The following is an 18,268-nucleotide window of genomic DNA, read 5'->3' as shown; positions in this document are numbered from 1 at the left end:
ATATTTTTACACACCAGTTTAAAAAGGCGGAACAAAATATAAATAAATCGATAAAATATTATCAAAAAGAGAAAGATATTGATAATACTTATATGAGTTTGCACAACAAAATTGTTTTGTTTGATGTCAAAAAAGACAAACGATTTTATTCGTTAATAGATTCAGTATATCATTCTTATATAAAAAGTAAATCGTCTAACTCAGTTCTAAAAATTATTATAACAACTTTTTATGTTCAAAAATTAGTCGATGAAGGTGATTTTAAACAAGCAAAACAAAAATTAGAAGAAATAAAACCCATCGCATTAATGCTTAATTCTAAAAGCTCGTTGGAAGATTATAGTGCTGCTTTAGCTTATTATGAAATTAAAAATAATAAAGGGATTTCGGACATTTCGACTTACACAAAGGTAATTCCAATATTTATAGAAAACGAAAATTATCAGAATTTAGAAATTGTTTATTCATTATTGAAAGAGGATGCACTGTCTAAAAATAATTTCAAAAACGCTTTGTTTTATTCGGAAAAAAAGCAAATAGCTAGCGAAAATCTGGCTAATGAAGCGATTAAAACAAAAGTTATTGACATTGACACAAAATATAAAACTAAACAAAAGGAGCAGCAAATAACATTAAAAGAGTTAAGTATTGAAAAAAACAAAAAAATAATAGCAATTTTAGCCACAATACTTTCAACGCTGATTTTGGCCATTATTAGTGTGGTTTTTTGGCAGAGTAAAAAGAAATTAATCAAAGAAAAAACACTTAAAACAATGTTTGCTAAAGAATTACTTCAAAATACGGAAAATGAACGAAAGCGAATAGCAAACGATTTGCATGATGGTATTAGTCATGAATTGTTGAGTTTAAAGTCGGTTACAATAGAAAATTTTTTAGGTTTGAATAATAAGATCGATGTTATAATAAACGAAATACGTCAAATAAGCAGAAACCTTCATCCTGCTATGTTTGATAGAGTAGGGTTAGAGTTTAGCATCAAACAATTGATAGATTATTTAGAATTAAAAAATCAATTTATGATAACTTACGATATTGATTATAATAAAAAGTTATCTCCCGAAAATGAATTGCAATTGTACAGAATTGTTCAAGAATCGCTGTCTAATATTATTAAATATGCAGATGCTCATTCAGCAAGTGTAAGTTTGAAAGAAGTAAATAATTTTTTAATTTTAGAGATAAAAGACAATGGAAAAGGGTTTAATGTAGAAGAAAAACTTAATAATAAAACCTCCTTTGGACTGCATAGCTTAATAGAAAGAGGAAATGTAGTTGGCGGAAAAACAACTATATTTTCTGATTCTTTAGGAACAGTAATTACTTTAAAAATCCCCATGCAATGCAAACAATAATTATTGCCGATGACCATTCGTTTACTATTCAAGGGACAAAGGCGTTTGTTGCATCAATTGGTTTTAAAGTTTTAGAAACATGTAACAACGGTATTACCGCATTTAATTTGATACTGGCTCATAATCCTACGGTTGCAATTTTAGATATTAATATGCCAGGACTTGATGGATTAGAAATTTTGCAAAAAGTATATGAACAAAAATTAAAAACAAAAATTATTTTGCTCACTATGCACAAAGAAAAAAGTGTGTACAATAAAGCAATGGAGTTTGGTGTTTCTGGATATATTTTAAAAGAACAAGCTGAAATAGAATTAGAAAAATGTTTAATAGCAATTTCTAAAAACACGAGTTATAAAAACCCAATTTTAGATAGCGAATTAACGTTTGATTCTAATTTAAAAACTTTTAATTCAAAAGAATTAACTGTTTCCGAAAAGAAAATTTTAGAATTGATTGGACATCAAAAATCATCTCAACAAATTGCTGATTTACTTTTTATATCTATAAAAACAGTTGAAGGTCATCGCAGAAATATTATTGAAAAATTAGGACTTCCTAAAGAAAAGTATTCATTAAATGTTTGGGCAATACAGAATAAGGTCGATTTTTAAAGACAAGCATGACAAAATATCACTAAATTGAGGTTTGGCTAAATATTTGACATTGTGTATTTTTATTTAGTTTAATACACCAATATTATATGAAAGAAACCGATTTCAAATTTTCCGTATCAGTGTTAGCATGGCCATTATATCTGGTGTTGTCACTTTGGTTGGTTTATACTATCGAAATTATTTTTCCAGGTGATTTTTCTCATTTCGGAATCTTGCCAAGAACAGTTTCAGGCCTTAAAGGAATAGTATTTAGTCCGTTTTTGCACGGTAATATAGGGCATCTATTTAACAATTCGATTCCGTTATTTATTTTAGTAGCCGCTTTGCGATTTTTTTATCGGAAGGAGTCGCTAAAAGTTTTGGTTTTGGGTGTTTTGCTCTCTGGATTTGGAACTTGGCTTATAGGAAGAGAAAGTTATCACATTGGAGCCAGCGGATTAATTTATGTATTGGTGAGTTTTATTTTTTTTAAAGGAATAAAATCTAAATATTTTAGATTAGTTGCTTTGTCATTAGCAATAGTAGTTGTTTACGGAGGAATGATCTGGTTTGTGTTTCCTTCGGCGGAGGAAAATATTTCTTGGGAAGGGCATCTTTCAGGATTTATTGCGGGTTATTTGTTGGCTTTTTACACTAAAACTGATGAATATCAGAAACCAATAAGATATGATTGGGAGCGTCCAGATTTCGACCCAAGTCAAGATGAGTTTATGAAGCATTTTGATGAAAATGGAAATTTCGCACCTATTCCTGCAACAATTATAGAAGATGTAATTTCTGATGAAGATTTAAATAGGACTAATACTACTTCAAATAATAGCTCTGTAGTTTATTTCTTTAATGAAATTAATAAGATAACTTAAAATGAATTTTTGTAATTCTTTAAAACATAGTTCAGTCCAGTTTCTACAATATCTCCCATAGTTTTACATTTTTTAAACTTCATATCATGCGTGAATTTTTGAAGTGATTTTTTTAATGATTCTACATGTTCATTAGGAGCCAGATGTTCTTTTTTCATGATAGAAATTAATTCTTCGAATCTAATTTCTTGACCATTAATTCGTTTTACTGTTGCCGAGCGAACTTCTTTCCTATATTGTTCTATCGAGTTTGGTTTAAGCTTGTCGATAACTAGTTTTACCATCTGAAAATTTTCTTTGTAAAACTGCGGAAAGTATATTTTTATATTGCCTTCATAAGATTGTTGGTCGAAATCGATGGGACGAATACGGAATTCGACATGATCAAAATCATGAATCGGGATTATGACATAATTATAGGATCGCATATCTCCTAATAAGCCTATAATACAACGTTCGTTAAACTTAACAAACTCTTTTGCAATTTGTGCTTTTTCGTGTTCGGTACAAGTTGGAAGTATTTTTTTTATAAAAATATCTCCAGGAATCCCAATAATGTGTTCCTCAATAAGTGTGTCCTTATAAACTAAATAATTTATTCGATTAGGAGATAATATTTCTTCAAGTTCTAAGCCATATATACGAGAAGCATCTGCTTTTTTGATATAAAAATTGGTAAAATTATCATTTAGGATATTCCTTACTTTTACTCTAAATGGGTTTGAATTCCCAAAAGTGCAATAATCGATAGAGTCAACATGGAGATACGGAAGTGTCTTCACGTCACCATCAGAATGAAGCAAAGTATATATCTTATTTATATTTGCTTCAAGCTCTTGTTGTTCAAATTCTGAGTAATAAACCCGATGCCATAAAGTGTCATTTCCATCTTTGTCTTCTAGGTTAATAAAGCCAGAAAAACGAAGTAAATCATCGTAAAAAACGCTGGTTTTTGTGATACGACCATATTTTTCTAAATAATGAAATAATTCATCGGAAATAGGATAATTTTCTTTTCTAAACTTTATTTTGACATCTTTTTGAGCCATAAATTAGTTTTATGAACGTTGGCGAACAGTTTCATAAAGGAATGCGCCGCAGGCTACAGAAACATTTAGTGAACCAATAGTTCCGAACATTGGTAATTTGGCTTTTTCGTCTACGATTTTTAAAACAGACGGATTTACACCACGATCTTCGCTTCCCATAATAATGGCAACACCTTCGTTTAGTGAAATGTCATAAATATTGCTTTCTGTTTTTTCGGTAGCAGCAACAGTTTTTATACCTGAAGCTTGTAATAAAAATATAGCATCTTTTATGTGATCTACTTTGCAAATAGGCACATTAAAAACAGCACCAGCAGAAGTTTTTACTGTATCTCCATTTACAGGAGCAGAACCTTGTTTTTGAACAATAATTCCATCGACACCAGTACATTCGGCAGTACGAATAATAGCACCAAAGTTTCTCGCATCAGACAATTGGTCTAGAATAAGAAATAATGGTTTTTTGCCACTTTCTACAACGCTATCTATTAATTTCTCTAGATCTTGAAACATAATAGGAGCAATGGTTGCCACGGCACCTTGATGGTTATTAGGTGTTAATCTGTTTAATTTTTCGACAGGAACATACGAGAAATTGATGCTATTTTTTTTCATCAATTTTTGTAATTCTTGCATCAATTCACTTTGTGCATCACTTTGTATAAAGACTTTATCAATTTCTTTTTTAGCATTTATAGCTTCGATAATTGCACGTATTCCAAATATTTGGTTTTCTTTTTCCATGTGGCAAAGATAGTATAAAAATAGATTTCTAGAAACGAGCTTTAAAACTAATATGAACTATCGAATTAGATAACTTAATAGCCTGCTCTTTTGTACTTCCGTTAGCATATACTAAATTGAAAAGCCCATTTTTTGTGAGTAACCCAAATCCGAAACCTAGTCCAACTAAACTATTTGATGTATTTGAAGATTTGTCTTGATAATATCCGTAATCTATAATCGAATGAATGTAAACATTAGCGTTGGCAACATATCTATATTCAGTCAAAATAGAGGTAAAAGTATTGCCTTGTAAGCTATTTTCATTAAAACCACGGATGGAATTTATGCCTCCAAATCGATGCAATTCATTAATAATATAAGAATCACTATTTAAATAATGATTCAAACTTCTTATATTGACTATGTTTTTCTTGTTCAAATAAAAATTATGACTCAGATTTAATGTAGCAAAAAATTGATTGTTGCTACTGAGTTCTAAATCTCTTTTTCCTGTTCCAAGCTTAAAATAAATTTGGGTTTTATCAGGAAATAAATAATCGTCTGGATTGTAAATTGAAAAATCTAAATGTGTGGTTATAAATGAATTTTTGTAATCACTTATTGTCGAGCTATTTGTGTTTTGAATGTCGCTAGATTCAGCACTTTGATAACCTAAAAAAACTTTGGTATTGTAATTAAAATAATAACCCAAATCGATTGAAGTCTGTGTGTTTTGAAACAAACTGTCTTGTTTAAAGATGTTTAATTGCGCTTTTAAACCCAATGGACTTTTAAAAATATAAGGAATTTCAATAGCGCCATTGAAGGTTTTTTGATTCTTTCCGTCGCTTTTCCAATAAAGAGAAATTTTCTCACCACCATTCAAAATGTTTTGTAATTGTAAATCAAGATACCCATTTATAACTATTTTTTTTTGTTCGTCATTGGTAAATCCTATAAAACCATCAAAGGTATTTGGTTTTGTTTTTTCGAGATATACATACACTTTCGTAGAGTCTTTGGTAAATAAAATTTCAGGATATTTAGGTTGACTTACAAATCTAAATTTTCCAAAATCGGTATATATTTTTTTTAAATTCTCTTGATTAAAAACTTTGTTTCTATATAATCTTTTGATTTGTTTTTTGTGCCCTGCAGGGAATTTTTCATAACCATTAATCACAATATCATCGAGCGTTCTAATTTTTTCTGCGGCTAAACTCAAATCGGCAAAAAGTTCGTTATTTTCTTTTTTAAAATTAATGAGTTGCAACTTCGCTAACGAATATCCTTTCTTTTCTAATAAAAGTAGAGTTGTATTCATGAAATTTTCGGTTTCAGAAAGCGGTATTTTTAATGTGTCATTTTTTAAATTTAATAATTCAAATTTTTCACCTATATATATATGTATAAATTTATTATTTAATCCAATAGTGTAATTAAATAGGAATGTAGAATCATTTATCTTAATTGCTTCGTCATGTTCAGAAGACAAATAGCCGTTTTTTAATAATTTATCAGAAAAAGAATTTACTTCATCAATAAGTGATTTTGTATTGGCGTGTTTCTTAACATAAGTTAGGGAATCGATTGTTTTGTTTTTACTTTCGTTACTTCCTTTTAGTTGTAAATAAAAATTTTGTGCCAAAAAATTTTGACAAATTAATAGCGTAAGAATAGATAAGATAAATTTCAAATTATATTTTTATTTAAAGTAACGAAAAAATCGCAGTGTTTCTTATTAAATCTCAAAAGTATAAAATAACATTGAAAATTAATGAATTATGATTTGTTTCATCAAAAATATTTTATACATTTGCAACCCCGTAAAAAGCGGGAATTTTATAAACAAGTAATTTTTAGTATTTAATTATGCCAACAATTCAACAATTAGTAAGAATAGGAAGAACCAAAATGACTAAGAAGTCTAAATCGGTTGCCCTAGATTCTTGTCCTCAAAGAAGAGGTGTTTGTACGCGTGTTTACACTACGACTCCAAAAAAACCAAACTCTGCAATGCGTAAAGTAGCGCGTGTACGTTTGACAAACGGTAACGAAGTAAATGCTTACATCCCTGGAGAAGGACATAATCTACAAGAGCACTCGATAGTATTAGTTAGAGGAGGAAGGGTAAAAGATTTGCCAGGAGTTAGGTATCACATTGTTCGTGGTGCGCTTGATACATCAGGTGTAGCAGGAAGAACACAAAGAAGATCTAAGTACGGAGCAAAACGCCCAAAAGAGGCTAAAAAGTAATTTTTAAAAACTTTTAAGAAAAAGAAATGAGAAAAAGAGCGGCAAAGAAAAGACCACTTTTACCAGATCCAAGGTTTAATGACCAACTGGTAACGCGTTTTGTGAACAACTTAATGTGGGATGGTAAGAAATCAACAGCTTTCAAAGTGTTTTATGATGCAATGGATATCGTAGAAGCTAAGAAACAAGATGCAGAAAAATCGTCAGTAGAAATCTGGAAAGATGCACTTACAAATGTTATGCCTCACGTAGAAGTACGTAGTCGTAGAGTAGGTGGGGCAACATTCCAAATTCCTATGCAAATTCGTCCAGATAGAAAAATTTCTATGGCGATGAAATGGATGATTCTTTATTCAAGAAGAAGAAATGAAAAATCTATGGCTCAAAAGTTAGCTTCAGAAGTTTTAGCTGCGGCTAAAGAAGAAGGGGCTGCGGTAAAAAAGAGAATGGATACTCACAAAATGGCAGAAGCTAACAAAGCTTTCTCTCACTTTAGATTTTAATTCTTAAGAAATGGCTAGAGATCTAAAATACACAAGAAATATAGGAATTGCTGCTCATATTGATGCTGGTAAAACAACAACAACAGAGCGTATCTTATTTTATACTGGGAAATCACACAAAATTGGTGAAGTGCACGATGGTGCAGCAACAATGGACTGGATGGCACAAGAGCAAGAAAGAGGTATTACAATTACTTCTGCAGCTACAACTTGTGAATGGAATTTTCCAACTGAGCAAGGTAAAATTTTACCTGAATCATTACCATATCACTTTAATATTATTGATACCCCAGGACACGTTGACTTTACAGTTGAAGTAAACCGTTCTTTGCGTGTACTTGATGGTTTGGTGTTCTTATTTAGTGCTGTTGATGGTGTTGAACCACAATCAGAAACTAACTGGAGATTAGCTGACCAATACAGAGTGCCACGTATGGGATTTGTTAATAAAATGGACAGACAAGGATCTAACTTTTTGATGGTATGTCAACAAGTTCGTGATATGTTAAAATCTAATGCTGTTGCAATCACTTTGCCAATTGGTGAAGAGAATGATTTTAGAGGAGTTGTTGATTTAGTAAAAAACCAAGCGATTGTTTGGCATGATGCTACTCAAGGAGCTACTTTTGATATTATTCCTATTCCAGAGGATATGCTTGCAGAAGTAAAAGAATATAGATCAATTCTTATTGAGGCGGTTGCTGATTATGATGAGAATTTGCTTGAAAAATTCATGGAAGATGAAAACTCAATTACTGAGGAAGAAATCAATAATGCATTAAGAGCTGCTACTATGGATATGGCTATCATTCCTATGATTGCTGGATCTTCTTTCAAAAACAAAGGAGTTCAATTCATGTTAGATGCAGTTTGTAAATATTTACCTTCTCCTATGGATAAAGAAGGTATCGTGGGGATTCATCCTGATGATGCTGAATTATTAGAAGAAGATCAAACTCCAATTTTGCGTAAGCCAGATGTTAAAGAGCCATTTGCTGCTTTAGCATTTAAAATCGCTACTGACCCATTCGTAGGTCGTTTAGCTTTCTTCCGTGCTTATTCTGGAAGACTTGATGCTGGTTCTTATGTTTTGAATACACGTTCTGGTAACAAAGAAAGAATTTCTCGTATCTACCAAATGCACGCTAACAAACAAAATCCAATCGAGTACATCGAAGCTGGAGATATTGGAGCGGCAGTTGGATTTAAAGATATTAAAACTGGAGATACATTGTGTGATGAAAAACACCCAATTATTCTTGAGTCTATGAAATTCCCTGCGCCAGTAATTGGTATCGCTATTGAGCCAAAAACTAAAGCTGATGTAGATAAAATGGGTATGGCTTTGGCTAAATTAGCTGAAGAAGATCCAACATTTACAGTGAGAACTGATGAGGCTTCGGGACAAACTATTATATCAGGAATGGGTGAGCTTCACTTGGATATCTTGGTTGATAGAATGAAACGTGAATTTAAAGTTGAAGTAAACCAAGGTGAGCCTCAAGTTGAATATAAAGAAGCGTTTACAAGATCTGCAACACACAGAGAAACTTACAAAAAACAATCTGGAGGTCGTGGTAAATTCGGTGATATCGTATTTACATTAGAGCCTGCTGATTTAGTTGACGGTAAAGCTCCTGTTGGATTACAGTTTATTAATGCAGTAAAAGGTGGTAACGTTCCTAAAGAATATATTCCATCTGTAGAAAAAGGTTTCCGTGAAGCTATGAAAACTGGTCCTTTAGCAGGATACCAAGTGGATAGTTTGAAAGTAACTTTAACTGACGGATCTTTTCACCCAGTCGATTCAGATGCGCTTTCTTTCGAACTTGCAGCTAGAATGGGTTATAGAGAAGTAGCTAAAGCTGCTGGAGCAATTGTTCTTGAGCCAATCATGAAAATGGAAGTTATTACACCAGAAGAAAACATGGGAGATATCGTAGGTGATATTAACCGTCGTAGAGGTCAGGTAAATGACATGGGCGACAGAAATGGTGCTAAAACAATCAAGGCTGATGTGCCTTTGTCAGAGATGTTTGGATATGTAACAACATTAAGAACATTGTCATCTGGTAGAGCAACTTCAACTATGGAGTTTTCACACTATGCAGAAACGCCTGCTAATATTTCAGAAGCGGTAATTAAAAAAGCAAAAGGTAACGCTTAATTCTTAAGAAAAATGAGTCAAAAAATCAGAATAAAATTGAAATCTTACGATCATATGTTGGTAGATAAGTCTGCTGAAAAGATTGTAAAAACTGTAAAAAGTACAGGTGCTGTTGTAACTGGTCCAATTCCGTTACCAACTCACAAAAAACTTTTCACTGTATTACGTTCTCCACACGTTAACAAAAAAGCGAGAGAACAATTTGAAGTGATGTCATATAAGAGATTAATTGATATTTATTCTTCTTCATCAAAAACTATTGATGCTTTAATGAAATTAGAGTTGCCAAGTGGAGTTGAAGTGGAAATAAAAGTCTAATTAGTTAGATAAAAAAGTATTTAGGGATTAAGTTTTGATAATCAAAACTTAATCCCTACTTTTGCACACTCAAAAAATAAGTAGTAATTATAATTAATTAAATATGTCTGGGTTAATCGGAAGAAAAATTGGCATGACAAGTATCTTTGACGAGAACGGGAAAAACATTCCTTGTACTGTTATTGAGGCTGGACCATGCGTAGTTACCCAAGTCAGAACCAAAGGTGTTGACGGGTATGAAGCTCTACAACTTGGTTTCGATGACAAAAACGAGAAACACTCCACTAAAGCTGACTTAGGTCACGCTAAAAAAGCTGGAACTGTTGCTAAGAAAAAAGTCGTTGAATTCCAAGGATTCGAAAATGAGCACAAATTAGGAGATGTAATCTCTGTAGATCTATTCTCTGAAGGAGAGTTCGTGGATGTTCAGGGTGTATCAAAAGGTAAAGGTTTTCAAGGGGTTGTAAAACGTCACGGTTTTGGTGGTGTTGGACAAGCAACTCATGGTCAGCATAACCGTTTGAGAGCGCCAGGTTCTGTAGGAGCTTCTTCTTATCCATCTAGAGTATTCAAAGGAATGCGTATGGCTGGAAGAATGGGTGGAGATAATGTAAAAGTACAAAATCTAAGAGTTTTAAAAGTGGTGGCTGAAAAGAACCTACTTGTTATCAAAGGATGTATTCCTGGATGTAAAGACTCTTACGTAATCATTCAGAAGTAATGGAAGTAAAAGTTTTAAATATCAACGGAAAAGAAACTGGCAGAAAAGTTCAACTTTCTGATTCAGTTTTCGCAATCGAGCCTAATAAGCACGCGGTATATCTTGATGTTAAGCAATACTTAGCAAATCAAAGACAAGGAACTCATAAAGCTAAAGAAAGAGCTGAAGTTGCTGGAAGTACTCGTAAGATAAAAAAACAAAAAGGAACTGGTACTGCTCGTGCGGGTAGTGCAAAGAATCCATTGTTTAAAGGTGGAGGTAGAGTTTTTGGTCCACGTCCAAGAAGTTATTCATTCAAATTGAATAAAACTGTAAAACGTTTGGCCAGAAGATCAGCTTTCTCGATCAAAGCACAAGAAGCAAATATTATAGTAGTAGAAGACTTTACATTTGAAGCTCCAAACACTAAAAATTTTATTAATGTTTTGAAAGCGTTAGGGTTAGAAGATAAAAAATCTTTATTCGTGTTGGGTGATTCAAATAAAAATGTATATTTGTCGTCACGTAATTTAAAAGCGTCTAATGTGTTAACTAACTCAGAATTAAGTACTTATGCGATATTAAACGCAAATAATTTAGTTCTTTTAGAAGGATCTTTAGAAGGAATTGAAGAAAATTTAAGCAAATAATAGGCCATGAGTATCATAATTAAACCTATCGTAACAGAAAAAATGACCAAAGCAGGTGAAGTATTCAACCGTTTTGGCTTCGTTGTAGACAAAAAAGCAAATAAAGTACAAATTAAGAAAGCTGTTGAGGCTGCTTATGGTGTTAAAGTTGTTACTATAAATACAATGAATGTGCGTCCAGATAGATCTACTAAATACACAAAAAGTGGATTGATTACTGGTAAAACAAATGCTTATAAAAAAGCTATTGTTCAAGTACAAGAAGGAGAAACAATCGATTTTTACAACAATATCTAATAAAATAAGATGTCAGTAAGAAAATTAAAACCTATTACCCCGGGTCAGCGTTTTAGAGTTGTTAATGGTTTTGACGCCATTACGACTGATAAGCCGGAGCGTTCATTGATCGCACCGATAAAAAACTCAGGCGGTAGAAATAGTCAAGGAAAGATGACCATGCGTTATACGGGTGGTGGTCACAAGCAGCGTTATCGTATTATCGATTTCAAAAGAACTAAAGATGGAATTCCAGCTTCAGTAAAATCTATCGAGTACGATCCAAACAGAACTGCATTTATCGCTTTATTAGCTTACGCTGATGGAGAGAAAACATATATTATTGCTCAAAATGGATTGCAAGTTGGTCAAAAAGTAGTTTCAGGAGAAGGTTCAGCGCCAGAAATTGGAAATACATTACCATTAAGCAAAATTCCATTAGGAACTGTAATATCTTGTATCGAGTTACGTCCGGGTCAAGGAGCAGTTATTGCTCGTTCAGCTGGAACATTTGCTCAGTTAATGGCAAGAGATGGGAAATACGCAACAATTAAAATGCCTTCAGGTGAAACAAGATTAATCTTGCTTACTTGTTCAGCAACTATTGGAGCTGTATCTAACTCTGATCATCAATTAATTGTATCTGGTAAAGCAGGTAGAACAAGATGGTTAGGTAGAAGACCAAGAACAAGACCAGTTGCAATGAACCCTGTCGATCACCCAATGGGTGGTGGTGAAGGACGTTCTTCAGGAGGTCACCCACGTTCTAGAAATGGTATCCCAGCTAAAGGTTATAGAACTCGTTCTAAGAAAAACCCAAGTAACAAGTATATTGTAGAACGTAGAAAGAAATAATAAGATATGGCACGTTCATTAAAAAAAGGACCTTTCGTACACTATAAATTAGACAAGAAAGTTCAAGAAAATATTGCAGGTGGAAACAAAGGTGTTGTAAAGACTTGGTCTCGCGCATCTATGATTACTCCAGATTTCGTAGGTCAAACTATTGCAGTTCACAACGGTCGTCAATTCGTACCTGTTTATGTTACTGAAAATATGGTAGGTCACAAATTAGGAGAATTTTCACCAACAAGATCGTTTAGAGGTCACGCTGGAGCAAAAAATAAAGGTAAAAAATAAGAAGCAATGGGAGTTCGTAAAAGAGAAACAGCAGACGCAAGAAAAGAGGCTAATAAGTCTTTAGCCTTCGCAAAGTTAAATAACTGCCCTACTTCACCTAGAAAAATGCGCTTAGTTGCGGACTTGGTAAGAGGTCAGAAAGTGGATAGAGCACTTAATATATTAAGATTTAGCTCTAAAGAAGCTTCAAGAAAATTAGAAAAATTGGTTTTATCTGTTATTGCTAACTGGCAAGCAAAAAACCCTGATGCTAATATGGAAGAAGCAGGCTTATTTGTAAAAACTATCACTGTTGATGGTGGAATGATGTTGAAAAGACTTCGTCCAGCTCCACAAGGTAGAGCACACAGAATTAGAAAACGTTCTAACCACGTAACAATCGTGTTAGGATCTATTAATAACACACAAGCAAATTAATAAAGATGGGACAAAAGACAAATCCAATTGGAAATAGACTTGGTATCATCAGAGGATGGGACTCTAACTGGTATGGTGGTAATGACTACGGTGATAAAATCGCTGAAGACTACAAAATCAGAAAGTATATCCACGCTCGTTTATCAAAAGCTAGTGTATCAAAAGTAATCATCGAGAGAACTTTGAAACTTGTAACCGTTACTATCACTACTGCTAGACCTGGTATTATTATTGGAAAAGGCGGACAAGAGGTAGACAAGTTGAAAGAAGAACTTAAGAAAGTTACTGACAAAGAGGTTCAAATTAACATCTTTGAAATCAAAAGACCTGAACTAGATGCATTTTTAGTTGCTACTAGCATTTGTCGTCAAATTGAAAGCCGTATCTCATACAGAAGAGCAATCAAAATGGCAATCGCAGCCTCTATGCGTATGAATGCAGAAGGAATTAAAGTTTTAATTTCTGGTCGTTTGAATGGTGCTGAAATGGCACGTTCAGAGGGTTTCAAAGAAGGAAGAGTTCCTTTATCAACTTTCAGAGCCGATATTGATTATGCTTTGGCTGAAGCACATACTACTTATGGTAGAATGGGTATCAAAGTATGGATCATGAAAGGTGAAGTTTATGGGAAAAGAGATCTTTCTCCGCTTGCAGGTATGGATAAAAAACAATCTGGTACTGGTGGTGGAAAAGGTGGAGATTCTCCAAGAGGAGATAGAAAACCTTTTAATAAAGGTGGAAAACCAGACGCTCGTAAAAGAAAGTAATTTTTAAAATTAAAGAAAAATGTTACAGCCTAAAAGAACAAAATACCGTAAGGTACAGAAAGGTAAAATGAAAGGAAATTCTCAAAGAGGACATGAACTTTCAAATGGAATGTTTGGAATTAAATCTGTTCATGAAGATGGAATGTTTTTAACATCACGTCAAATCGAAGCTGCACGTATCGCTGCAACTCGTTTTATGAAAAGAGAAGGTCAATTATGGATCAAAATATTCCCAGACAAACCAATAACAAAGAAGCCTCTTGAAGTACGTATGGGTAAAGGTAAAGGTGCAGTTGAATACTGGGCTGCTGTTGTTAAACCAGGAAGAATTATGTTTGAAGTTGGAGGAGTACCTTTGTCAGTTGCAAAAGAGGCGTTACGTCTTGCAGCGCAAAAACTTCCATGTAAAACTAAATTCGTCGTTGCTAGAGATTTCGAAGCATAATAAATATAATTATGAAACAATCAGAAATTAAAGATCTATCTGCTGCTGAGTTACAAGCTAAATTAGTTCAGTTAAAGAAAACGTATAACGATATAAAAATCGCTCATGCAATTTCGCCAATCGAGAACCCACTTCAAATAAGAAGTTTAAGACGTTCAGTAGCAAGAATTGCGACTGAAATTAGCAAAAGAGAGCTACTATAAATTGTATTCTGCTGAAAGATGGAAGATAAAAGAAATTTAAGAAAAGAAAGAATTGGTGTTGTTACTTCAGACAAAATGGATAAATCTATTGTTGTTGCACAAGTAACCAAAGTAAAACACCCATTATACGGTAAGTTCGTGTTAAAAACAAAGAAATTTGTAGCGCACGACGAAACAAACGACTGTAACGTTGGAGATACAGTAAAGATCATGGAAACAAGACCTTTATCTAAATCTAAATGTTGGAGACTAGTTGAAATCATTGAAAGAGCTAAATAATTATGGTACAACAAGAATCAAGACTAAGAGTCGCAGATAACACAGGAGCAAAAGAAGTTTTGACTATCCGTGTATTAGGTGGTACCAAAAGAAGGTATGCATCTGTTGGAGATAAAATTGTAGTTTCAATCAAAGATACAACCCCTAACGGAAGCGTTAAAAAAGGGTCTGTTTCAACTGCAGTTGTTGTACGTACCAAAAAAGAAGTGAGAAGAGCCGACGGTTCTTACATCAGATTTGACGATAACGCTTGTGTATTGTTAAATGCTGCTGGAGAAATGAGAGGAACTCGTGTTTTTGGTCCTGTAGCAAGAGAGCTTCGTGAAAAACAATTCATGAAAATTGTATCATTAGCGCCAGAGGTGCTTTAATTATTTATTAAGATGATAAAGTTAAAAATAAAAACAGGAGATATCGTTAGAGTTATTGCTGGAGACCACAAAGGTGCTGAAGGTAAAGTTGTAAAGGTAGATCGTGAGAAAAATAAAGCGATAGTTGAAGGTGTAAACATGGTTTCGAAACATACTAAACCAAGTGCGAAAAGCCCTCAAGGTGGTATCGTTAAGAAAGAAGCTCCTATCCAAATATCTAACATTTCTCTTATAGATCCTAAAACTAAGGAAACTACAAGAGTAGGAATTAGAGTTGAAGGAGATAAGAAAGTAAGATTTTCAAAAAAATCTAATCAAGTACTATAGTAATGGCTTATATACCTAGACTAAAAGAAGAATATAAGAGTAGAGTTATCTCTGCTCTTACGGAAGAATTCGGTTACAAAAACGTAATGCAAGTTCCAAAACTTGAAAAAATCGTGATTAGTAAAGGAGTTGGTGCAGCAGTATCTGACAAGAAATTGATCGATTATGCTGTAGAAGAGTTAACGAAAATTACTGGGCAAAAAGCGGTAGCTACTATCTCTAAGAAAGACGTTGCGTCTTTCAAATTGAGAAAAGGAATGCCAATTGGAGCTAAAGTAACACTTCGTGGAGAAAGAATGTATGAATTCTTAGATAGATTAGTTACTTCATCTTTACCACGTGTAAGAGATTTTAGTGGAATTAAAGCTACAGGTTTCGACGGAAGAGGAAATTATAACTTAGGAGTTCTTGAGCAAATTATCTTTCCAGAAATTGATATTGATAAAGTGAATAAAATCTCAGGTATGGATATTACTTTCGTAACATCTGCTGCTACAGACAAAGAAGCAAAGTCATTATTAACTGAATTAGGTTTACCTTTTAAAAAGAATTAAGACATGGCTAAAGAATCAATGAAAGCCCGCGAGGTTAAAAGAGAAAAAACGGTAGCTAAATACGCTGAGAAAAGAAAAGCTTTGTTAGAAGCTGGAGATTTCGTAGGTTTGCAAAAATTACCGAAGAATGCTTCACCAGTTCGTTTGCATAATCGTTGCAAATTAACAGGAAGACCAAGAGGGTATATGCGTCAATTCGGTATTTCACGTGTTACATTTCGTGAAATGGCAAACAATGGATTGATACCTGGAGTTAAAAAAGCTTCTTGGTAAAATTCAATTATGAGTTTCAAATTACAAATTTATTTAAATTTGTAATTTGAGATTTTTAATTAAACAAGTATAAACTGGTTAAAGGTTCGTTTGATGAGTGTCAAGTGAAAACCATAACCGCAAATTGATACATAATGTATACAGATCCAATTGCAGATTATCTTACGAGAGTTAGAAATGCAACGAAAGCAAACCACAAAGTGGTTGAGATTCCAGCATCTAACATGAAAAAAGAAATCACAAAGATTTTATTCGATCAAGGATATATCTTAAGTTACAAATTTGAAGACAACGCCGTTCAGGGTTCAATCAAAATTGCTCTAAAGTACGATAAAGTTACTAAAGAGTCAGTAATTAGAGATATCCAAAGAATTAGTAAACCAGGTTTACGTAAGTATTCAGGTTCTTCTACAATACCAAGAATCCTTAACGGATTAGGAATTGCTATAGTTTCAACTTCAAAAGGTCTTATGACTGGGAAACAAGCTAAGCAACTCAATGTTGGTGGAGAAGTAATTTGTTACGTATACTAATAATAGACTACTAGAAATGTCAAGAATAGGTAAAAATCCAATTGCAATTCCAGCAGGAGTAACAGTAGAAGTTAATAACTCTATCGTTACTGTAAAAGGAAAATTAGGGCAACTTACACAAAACTATACCAACAATGTAACTGTAAAAGTTGAAGAAGGTCAAGTTATTGTTGAAAGAGCTGCTGATAGCAAACAAGAAAGAGCTCAACACGGATTGTATAGAGCTTTAATCAATAACATGGTTGCTGGTGTATCTACTGGTTTTACAAAAGAGTTGGAACTTGTTGGAGTAGGTTATAGAGCATCTAATCAAGGTCAAAAACTTGATTTAGCTTTAGGATATTCTCACAATATCGTTTTAGAAATTGCTTCTGAAGTTACTTTAGAAACAATATCTGAAAAAGGTAAAAACCCAATTGTAAAATTAACTTCATTCGATAAACAACTTTTAGGTCAAGTGGCTGCGAAAATCAGAGGTTTCCGCAAACCAGAACCATACAAAGGAAAAGGTGTTAAATTCGTAGGTGAAGTATTAAGAAGAAAAGCAGGTAAATCAGCTTAAAAATTAAGATTATGTCATTAACAAAATCTGATAGAAGACAGAGAATACAGTACAGAATTAGAAAAATTGTTAGCGGAACCGCTGCAAGACCTCGTTTATCTGTATTCAGAAGTAACAAAGAAATTTACGCTCAACTTATTGACGATGTAAACGGTGTAACACTGGCTACAGCATCATCACGTGAAAAAGGTGTAAATACAGGTACTAAAATTGAAGTTGCAATTGCGGTTGGGAAACTAATTGGAGAAACAGCTTTAAAAGCAGGTATTGATACAGTTACTTTCGATAGAGGTGGTTATTTATACCACGGTCGTGTGAAATCATTAGCAGAAGGTGCGAGAGCAGCCGGATTAAAATTCTAAGAAATTATGTATCATAAATACAAAAACGTAGAGTTAGTAAAACCAAGTGGTCTTGAATTAAAAGATCGTTTGGTAAGTGTAAATCGTGTTACTAAAGTTACAAAAGGTGGTAGAGCTTTCGGTTTTTCTGCAATTGTAGTCGTAGGAGACGAAAATGGAGTGGTAGGACACGGATTGGGAAAATCTAAAGATGTTTCTGAAGCAATTGCGAAAGCAGTAGAAGATGCTAAGAAAAATCTAGTGAAAATTCCTTTAAGTGGACAATCAGTTCCTCACGAACAAAAAGGTAAATTTGGTGGAGCACGTGTGTTTTTAATGCCGGCTTCTCATGGTACTGGAGTAATTGCAGGTGGTGCCGTTCGTTCGGTACTTGAATCTGTAGGAATTCACGATGTATTATCAAAATCTCAAGGATCTTCTAATCCACACAACGTTGTAAAAGCAACTTTCGATGCATTATTGCAAATGAGAAGCGCTTATACAGTGTCTAGACAAAGAGGAATTTCATTAGAGAAAGTATTTAAAGGTTAATTCAAG

The 18,268-nt window shown here is 33.4% G+C and carries 28 protein-coding genes; 25 read left to right on the top strand and 3 right to left on the bottom strand.

Annotated features, from left to right (window positions below):
* From ACKVOV_RS00540 to ACKVOV_RS00530, 3 genes are all read left to right on the top strand, one after another.
* Positions 1 to 1,373, top strand: a 1,373-nt coding sequence (locus ACKVOV_RS00540; protein WP_409204825.1) for a sensor histidine kinase, incomplete at its 5' end; no start/stop codon positions are given.
* A complete protein-coding gene (locus tag ACKVOV_RS00535; RefSeq protein WP_409204824.1) occupies positions 1,361 to 1,987 on the top strand; it encodes a response regulator in 627 nt (208 codons plus the stop codon). The genes ACKVOV_RS00540 and ACKVOV_RS00535, both read left to right, overlap by 13 nt.
* Before the next feature lie 89 nt (positions 1,988 to 2,076).
* A complete protein-coding gene (locus ACKVOV_RS00530; RefSeq protein WP_409204823.1) occupies positions 2,077 to 2,853 on the top strand; it encodes a rhomboid family intramembrane serine protease in 777 nt (258 codons plus the stop codon).
* On the opposite strand, the gene ACKVOV_RS00525 is transcribed toward ACKVOV_RS00530, so the two are convergent.
* Genes ACKVOV_RS00525 through ACKVOV_RS00515 form a run of 3 tightly spaced genes read right to left on the bottom strand, consistent with a single transcriptional unit; the run spans position 2,850 to position 6,276 of the window.
* Positions 2,850 to 3,902: a hypothetical protein gene (locus ACKVOV_RS00525; protein WP_409204822.1), complete on the bottom strand. Its 1,053-nt coding sequence runs from the start codon at positions 3,900 to 3,902 to the stop codon at positions 2,850 to 2,852. The two genes, ACKVOV_RS00530 and ACKVOV_RS00525, sit on opposite strands and share 4 nt — an antisense overlap.
* Positions 3,903 to 3,911: 9 nt before the next feature.
* Positions 3,912 to 4,646 carry a 23S rRNA (guanosine(2251)-2'-O)-methyltransferase RlmB gene (rlmB, locus tag ACKVOV_RS00520; protein WP_409204821.1) on the bottom strand — a complete coding sequence of 245 codons (735 nt, stop codon included), beginning with the start codon at positions 4,644 to 4,646 and terminating at the stop codon, positions 3,912 to 3,914.
* A 28-nt stretch (positions 4,647 to 4,674) separates the two neighbouring features.
* Positions 4,675 to 6,276: a ShlB/FhaC/HecB family hemolysin secretion/activation protein gene (locus ACKVOV_RS00515; protein ID WP_409204820.1), complete on the bottom strand. Its 1,602-nt coding sequence runs from the start codon at positions 6,274 to 6,276 to the stop codon at positions 4,675 to 4,677.
* Positions 6,277 to 6,500: 224 nt separating this feature from the next.
* Here ACKVOV_RS00515 and rpsL point away from each other — a divergent pair, with 224 nt between their 5' ends.
* From rpsL to rpsE, 22 genes are all read left to right on the top strand, one after another.
* Positions 6,501 to 6,884, top strand: coding sequence for a 30S ribosomal protein S12 (gene rpsL / locus ACKVOV_RS00510; RefSeq protein WP_011963473.1), 384 nt, complete (start codon positions 6,501 to 6,503; stop codon positions 6,882 to 6,884).
* Positions 6,885 to 6,910: 26 nt separating this feature from the next.
* A complete protein-coding gene (gene rpsG / locus ACKVOV_RS00505) occupies positions 6,911 to 7,387 on the top strand; it encodes a 30S ribosomal protein S7 (RefSeq protein ID WP_409204819.1) in 477 nt (158 codons plus the stop codon).
* Between the two features lie 10 nt (positions 7,388 to 7,397).
* Complete coding sequence (fusA, locus tag ACKVOV_RS00500) at positions 7,398 to 9,554, top strand: elongation factor G (protein ID WP_409204818.1); 2,157 nt, start codon at positions 7,398 to 7,400, stop codon at positions 9,552 to 9,554.
* Between the two features lie 12 nt (positions 9,555 to 9,566).
* Positions 9,567 to 9,872 (top strand): 30S ribosomal protein S10, encoded by a 306-nt coding sequence (gene rpsJ, locus ACKVOV_RS00495; RefSeq protein WP_011963470.1) that lies wholly within the window; start codon positions 9,567 to 9,569, stop codon positions 9,870 to 9,872.
* 103 nt (positions 9,873 to 9,975) lie between these two features.
* The gene (gene rplC / locus ACKVOV_RS00490; RefSeq protein ID WP_409204817.1) at positions 9,976 to 10,593 is read left to right on the top strand and encodes a 50S ribosomal protein L3; all 618 of its coding nucleotides are present in this window, start codon (positions 9,976 to 9,978) and stop codon (positions 10,591 to 10,593) included.
* Positions 10,593 to 11,222, top strand: coding sequence for a 50S ribosomal protein L4 (rplD, locus tag ACKVOV_RS00485; RefSeq protein WP_409204816.1), 630 nt, complete (start codon positions 10,593 to 10,595; stop codon positions 11,220 to 11,222). The genes rplC and rplD overlap by 1 nt, the downstream gene beginning before the upstream one ends.
* 6 nt (positions 11,223 to 11,228) lie before the next feature.
* Complete coding sequence (gene rplW, locus ACKVOV_RS00480) at positions 11,229 to 11,519, top strand: 50S ribosomal protein L23 (RefSeq protein ID WP_409204815.1); 291 nt, start codon at positions 11,229 to 11,231, stop codon at positions 11,517 to 11,519.
* A 9-nt stretch (positions 11,520 to 11,528) separates the two neighbouring features.
* The gene (gene rplB, locus ACKVOV_RS00475; RefSeq protein WP_011963466.1) at positions 11,529 to 12,353 is read left to right on the top strand and encodes a 50S ribosomal protein L2; all 825 of its coding nucleotides are present in this window, start codon (positions 11,529 to 11,531) and stop codon (positions 12,351 to 12,353) included.
* Between the two features lie 6 nt (positions 12,354 to 12,359).
* Complete coding sequence (gene rpsS / locus ACKVOV_RS00470; protein ID WP_007136562.1) at positions 12,360 to 12,638, top strand: 30S ribosomal protein S19; 279 nt, start codon at positions 12,360 to 12,362, stop codon at positions 12,636 to 12,638.
* 6 nt (positions 12,639 to 12,644) lie between these two features.
* Positions 12,645 to 13,055, top strand: coding sequence for a 50S ribosomal protein L22 (rplV, locus tag ACKVOV_RS00465; protein WP_091476813.1), 411 nt, complete (start codon positions 12,645 to 12,647; stop codon positions 13,053 to 13,055).
* A gap of 5 nt (positions 13,056 to 13,060) precedes the next feature.
* Positions 13,061 to 13,822, top strand: a complete 762-nt coding sequence (gene rpsC, locus ACKVOV_RS00460) for a 30S ribosomal protein S3 (RefSeq protein ID WP_409204814.1) — start codon at positions 13,061 to 13,063, stop codon at positions 13,820 to 13,822.
* Between the two features lie 19 nt (positions 13,823 to 13,841).
* On the top strand, positions 13,842 to 14,267 hold the full coding sequence (gene rplP, locus ACKVOV_RS00455) for a 50S ribosomal protein L16 (RefSeq protein WP_011963463.1): 426 nt from the start codon (positions 13,842 to 13,844) through the stop codon (positions 14,265 to 14,267).
* Positions 14,268 to 14,278: 11 nt separating this feature from the next.
* Positions 14,279 to 14,470 carry a 50S ribosomal protein L29 gene (rpmC, locus tag ACKVOV_RS00450; RefSeq protein WP_409204813.1) on the top strand — a complete coding sequence of 64 codons (192 nt, stop codon included), beginning with the start codon at positions 14,279 to 14,281 and terminating at the stop codon, positions 14,468 to 14,470.
* 18 nt (positions 14,471 to 14,488) lie between these two features.
* A complete protein-coding gene (gene rpsQ / locus ACKVOV_RS00445; RefSeq protein ID WP_409204812.1) occupies positions 14,489 to 14,749 on the top strand; it encodes a 30S ribosomal protein S17 in 261 nt (86 codons plus the stop codon).
* A gap of 2 nt (positions 14,750 to 14,751) precedes the next feature.
* Positions 14,752 to 15,120, top strand: coding sequence for a 50S ribosomal protein L14 (gene rplN / locus ACKVOV_RS00440; RefSeq protein WP_409204811.1), 369 nt, complete (start codon positions 14,752 to 14,754; stop codon positions 15,118 to 15,120).
* Positions 15,121 to 15,132: 12 nt separating this feature from the next.
* Complete coding sequence (rplX, locus tag ACKVOV_RS00435) at positions 15,133 to 15,447, top strand: 50S ribosomal protein L24 (protein ID WP_409204810.1); 315 nt, start codon at positions 15,133 to 15,135, stop codon at positions 15,445 to 15,447.
* 2 nt (positions 15,448 to 15,449) lie between these two features.
* Entirely contained in the window at positions 15,450 to 16,001 is a 552-nt protein-coding gene (gene rplE, locus ACKVOV_RS00430) for a 50S ribosomal protein L5 (protein ID WP_091476818.1), read from the top strand.
* Positions 16,002 to 16,004: 3 nt separating this feature from the next.
* Positions 16,005 to 16,274, top strand: coding sequence for a 30S ribosomal protein S14 (gene rpsN, locus ACKVOV_RS00425; RefSeq protein WP_026707007.1), 270 nt, complete (start codon positions 16,005 to 16,007; stop codon positions 16,272 to 16,274).
* Positions 16,275 to 16,408: 134 nt separating this feature from the next.
* A complete protein-coding gene (gene rpsH, locus ACKVOV_RS00420; protein ID WP_409204809.1) occupies positions 16,409 to 16,807 on the top strand; it encodes a 30S ribosomal protein S8 in 399 nt (132 codons plus the stop codon).
* 16 nt (positions 16,808 to 16,823) lie between these two features.
* Complete coding sequence (gene rplF, locus ACKVOV_RS00415; protein WP_409204808.1) at positions 16,824 to 17,369, top strand: 50S ribosomal protein L6; 546 nt, start codon at positions 16,824 to 16,826, stop codon at positions 17,367 to 17,369.
* Between the two features lie 11 nt (positions 17,370 to 17,380).
* Positions 17,381 to 17,731 (top strand): 50S ribosomal protein L18, encoded by a 351-nt coding sequence (gene rplR, locus ACKVOV_RS00410; protein ID WP_011963454.1) that lies wholly within the window; start codon positions 17,381 to 17,383, stop codon positions 17,729 to 17,731.
* Positions 17,732 to 17,737: 6 nt separating this feature from the next.
* Entirely contained in the window at positions 17,738 to 18,262 is a 525-nt protein-coding gene (gene rpsE, locus ACKVOV_RS00405) for a 30S ribosomal protein S5 (RefSeq protein ID WP_091476826.1), read from the top strand.
* Positions 18,263 to 18,268 lie beyond the last annotated feature (6 nt).

Origin of the sequence: Flavobacterium sp. (assembly GCF_046153165.1) — a bacterium.
Classification (GTDB): Bacteria; Bacteroidota; Bacteroidia; order Flavobacteriales; family Flavobacteriaceae; genus Flavobacterium.
Note: the sequence above shows the minus strand (reverse complement) of the source record. Positions and strands in the feature narration are given on the sequence as shown.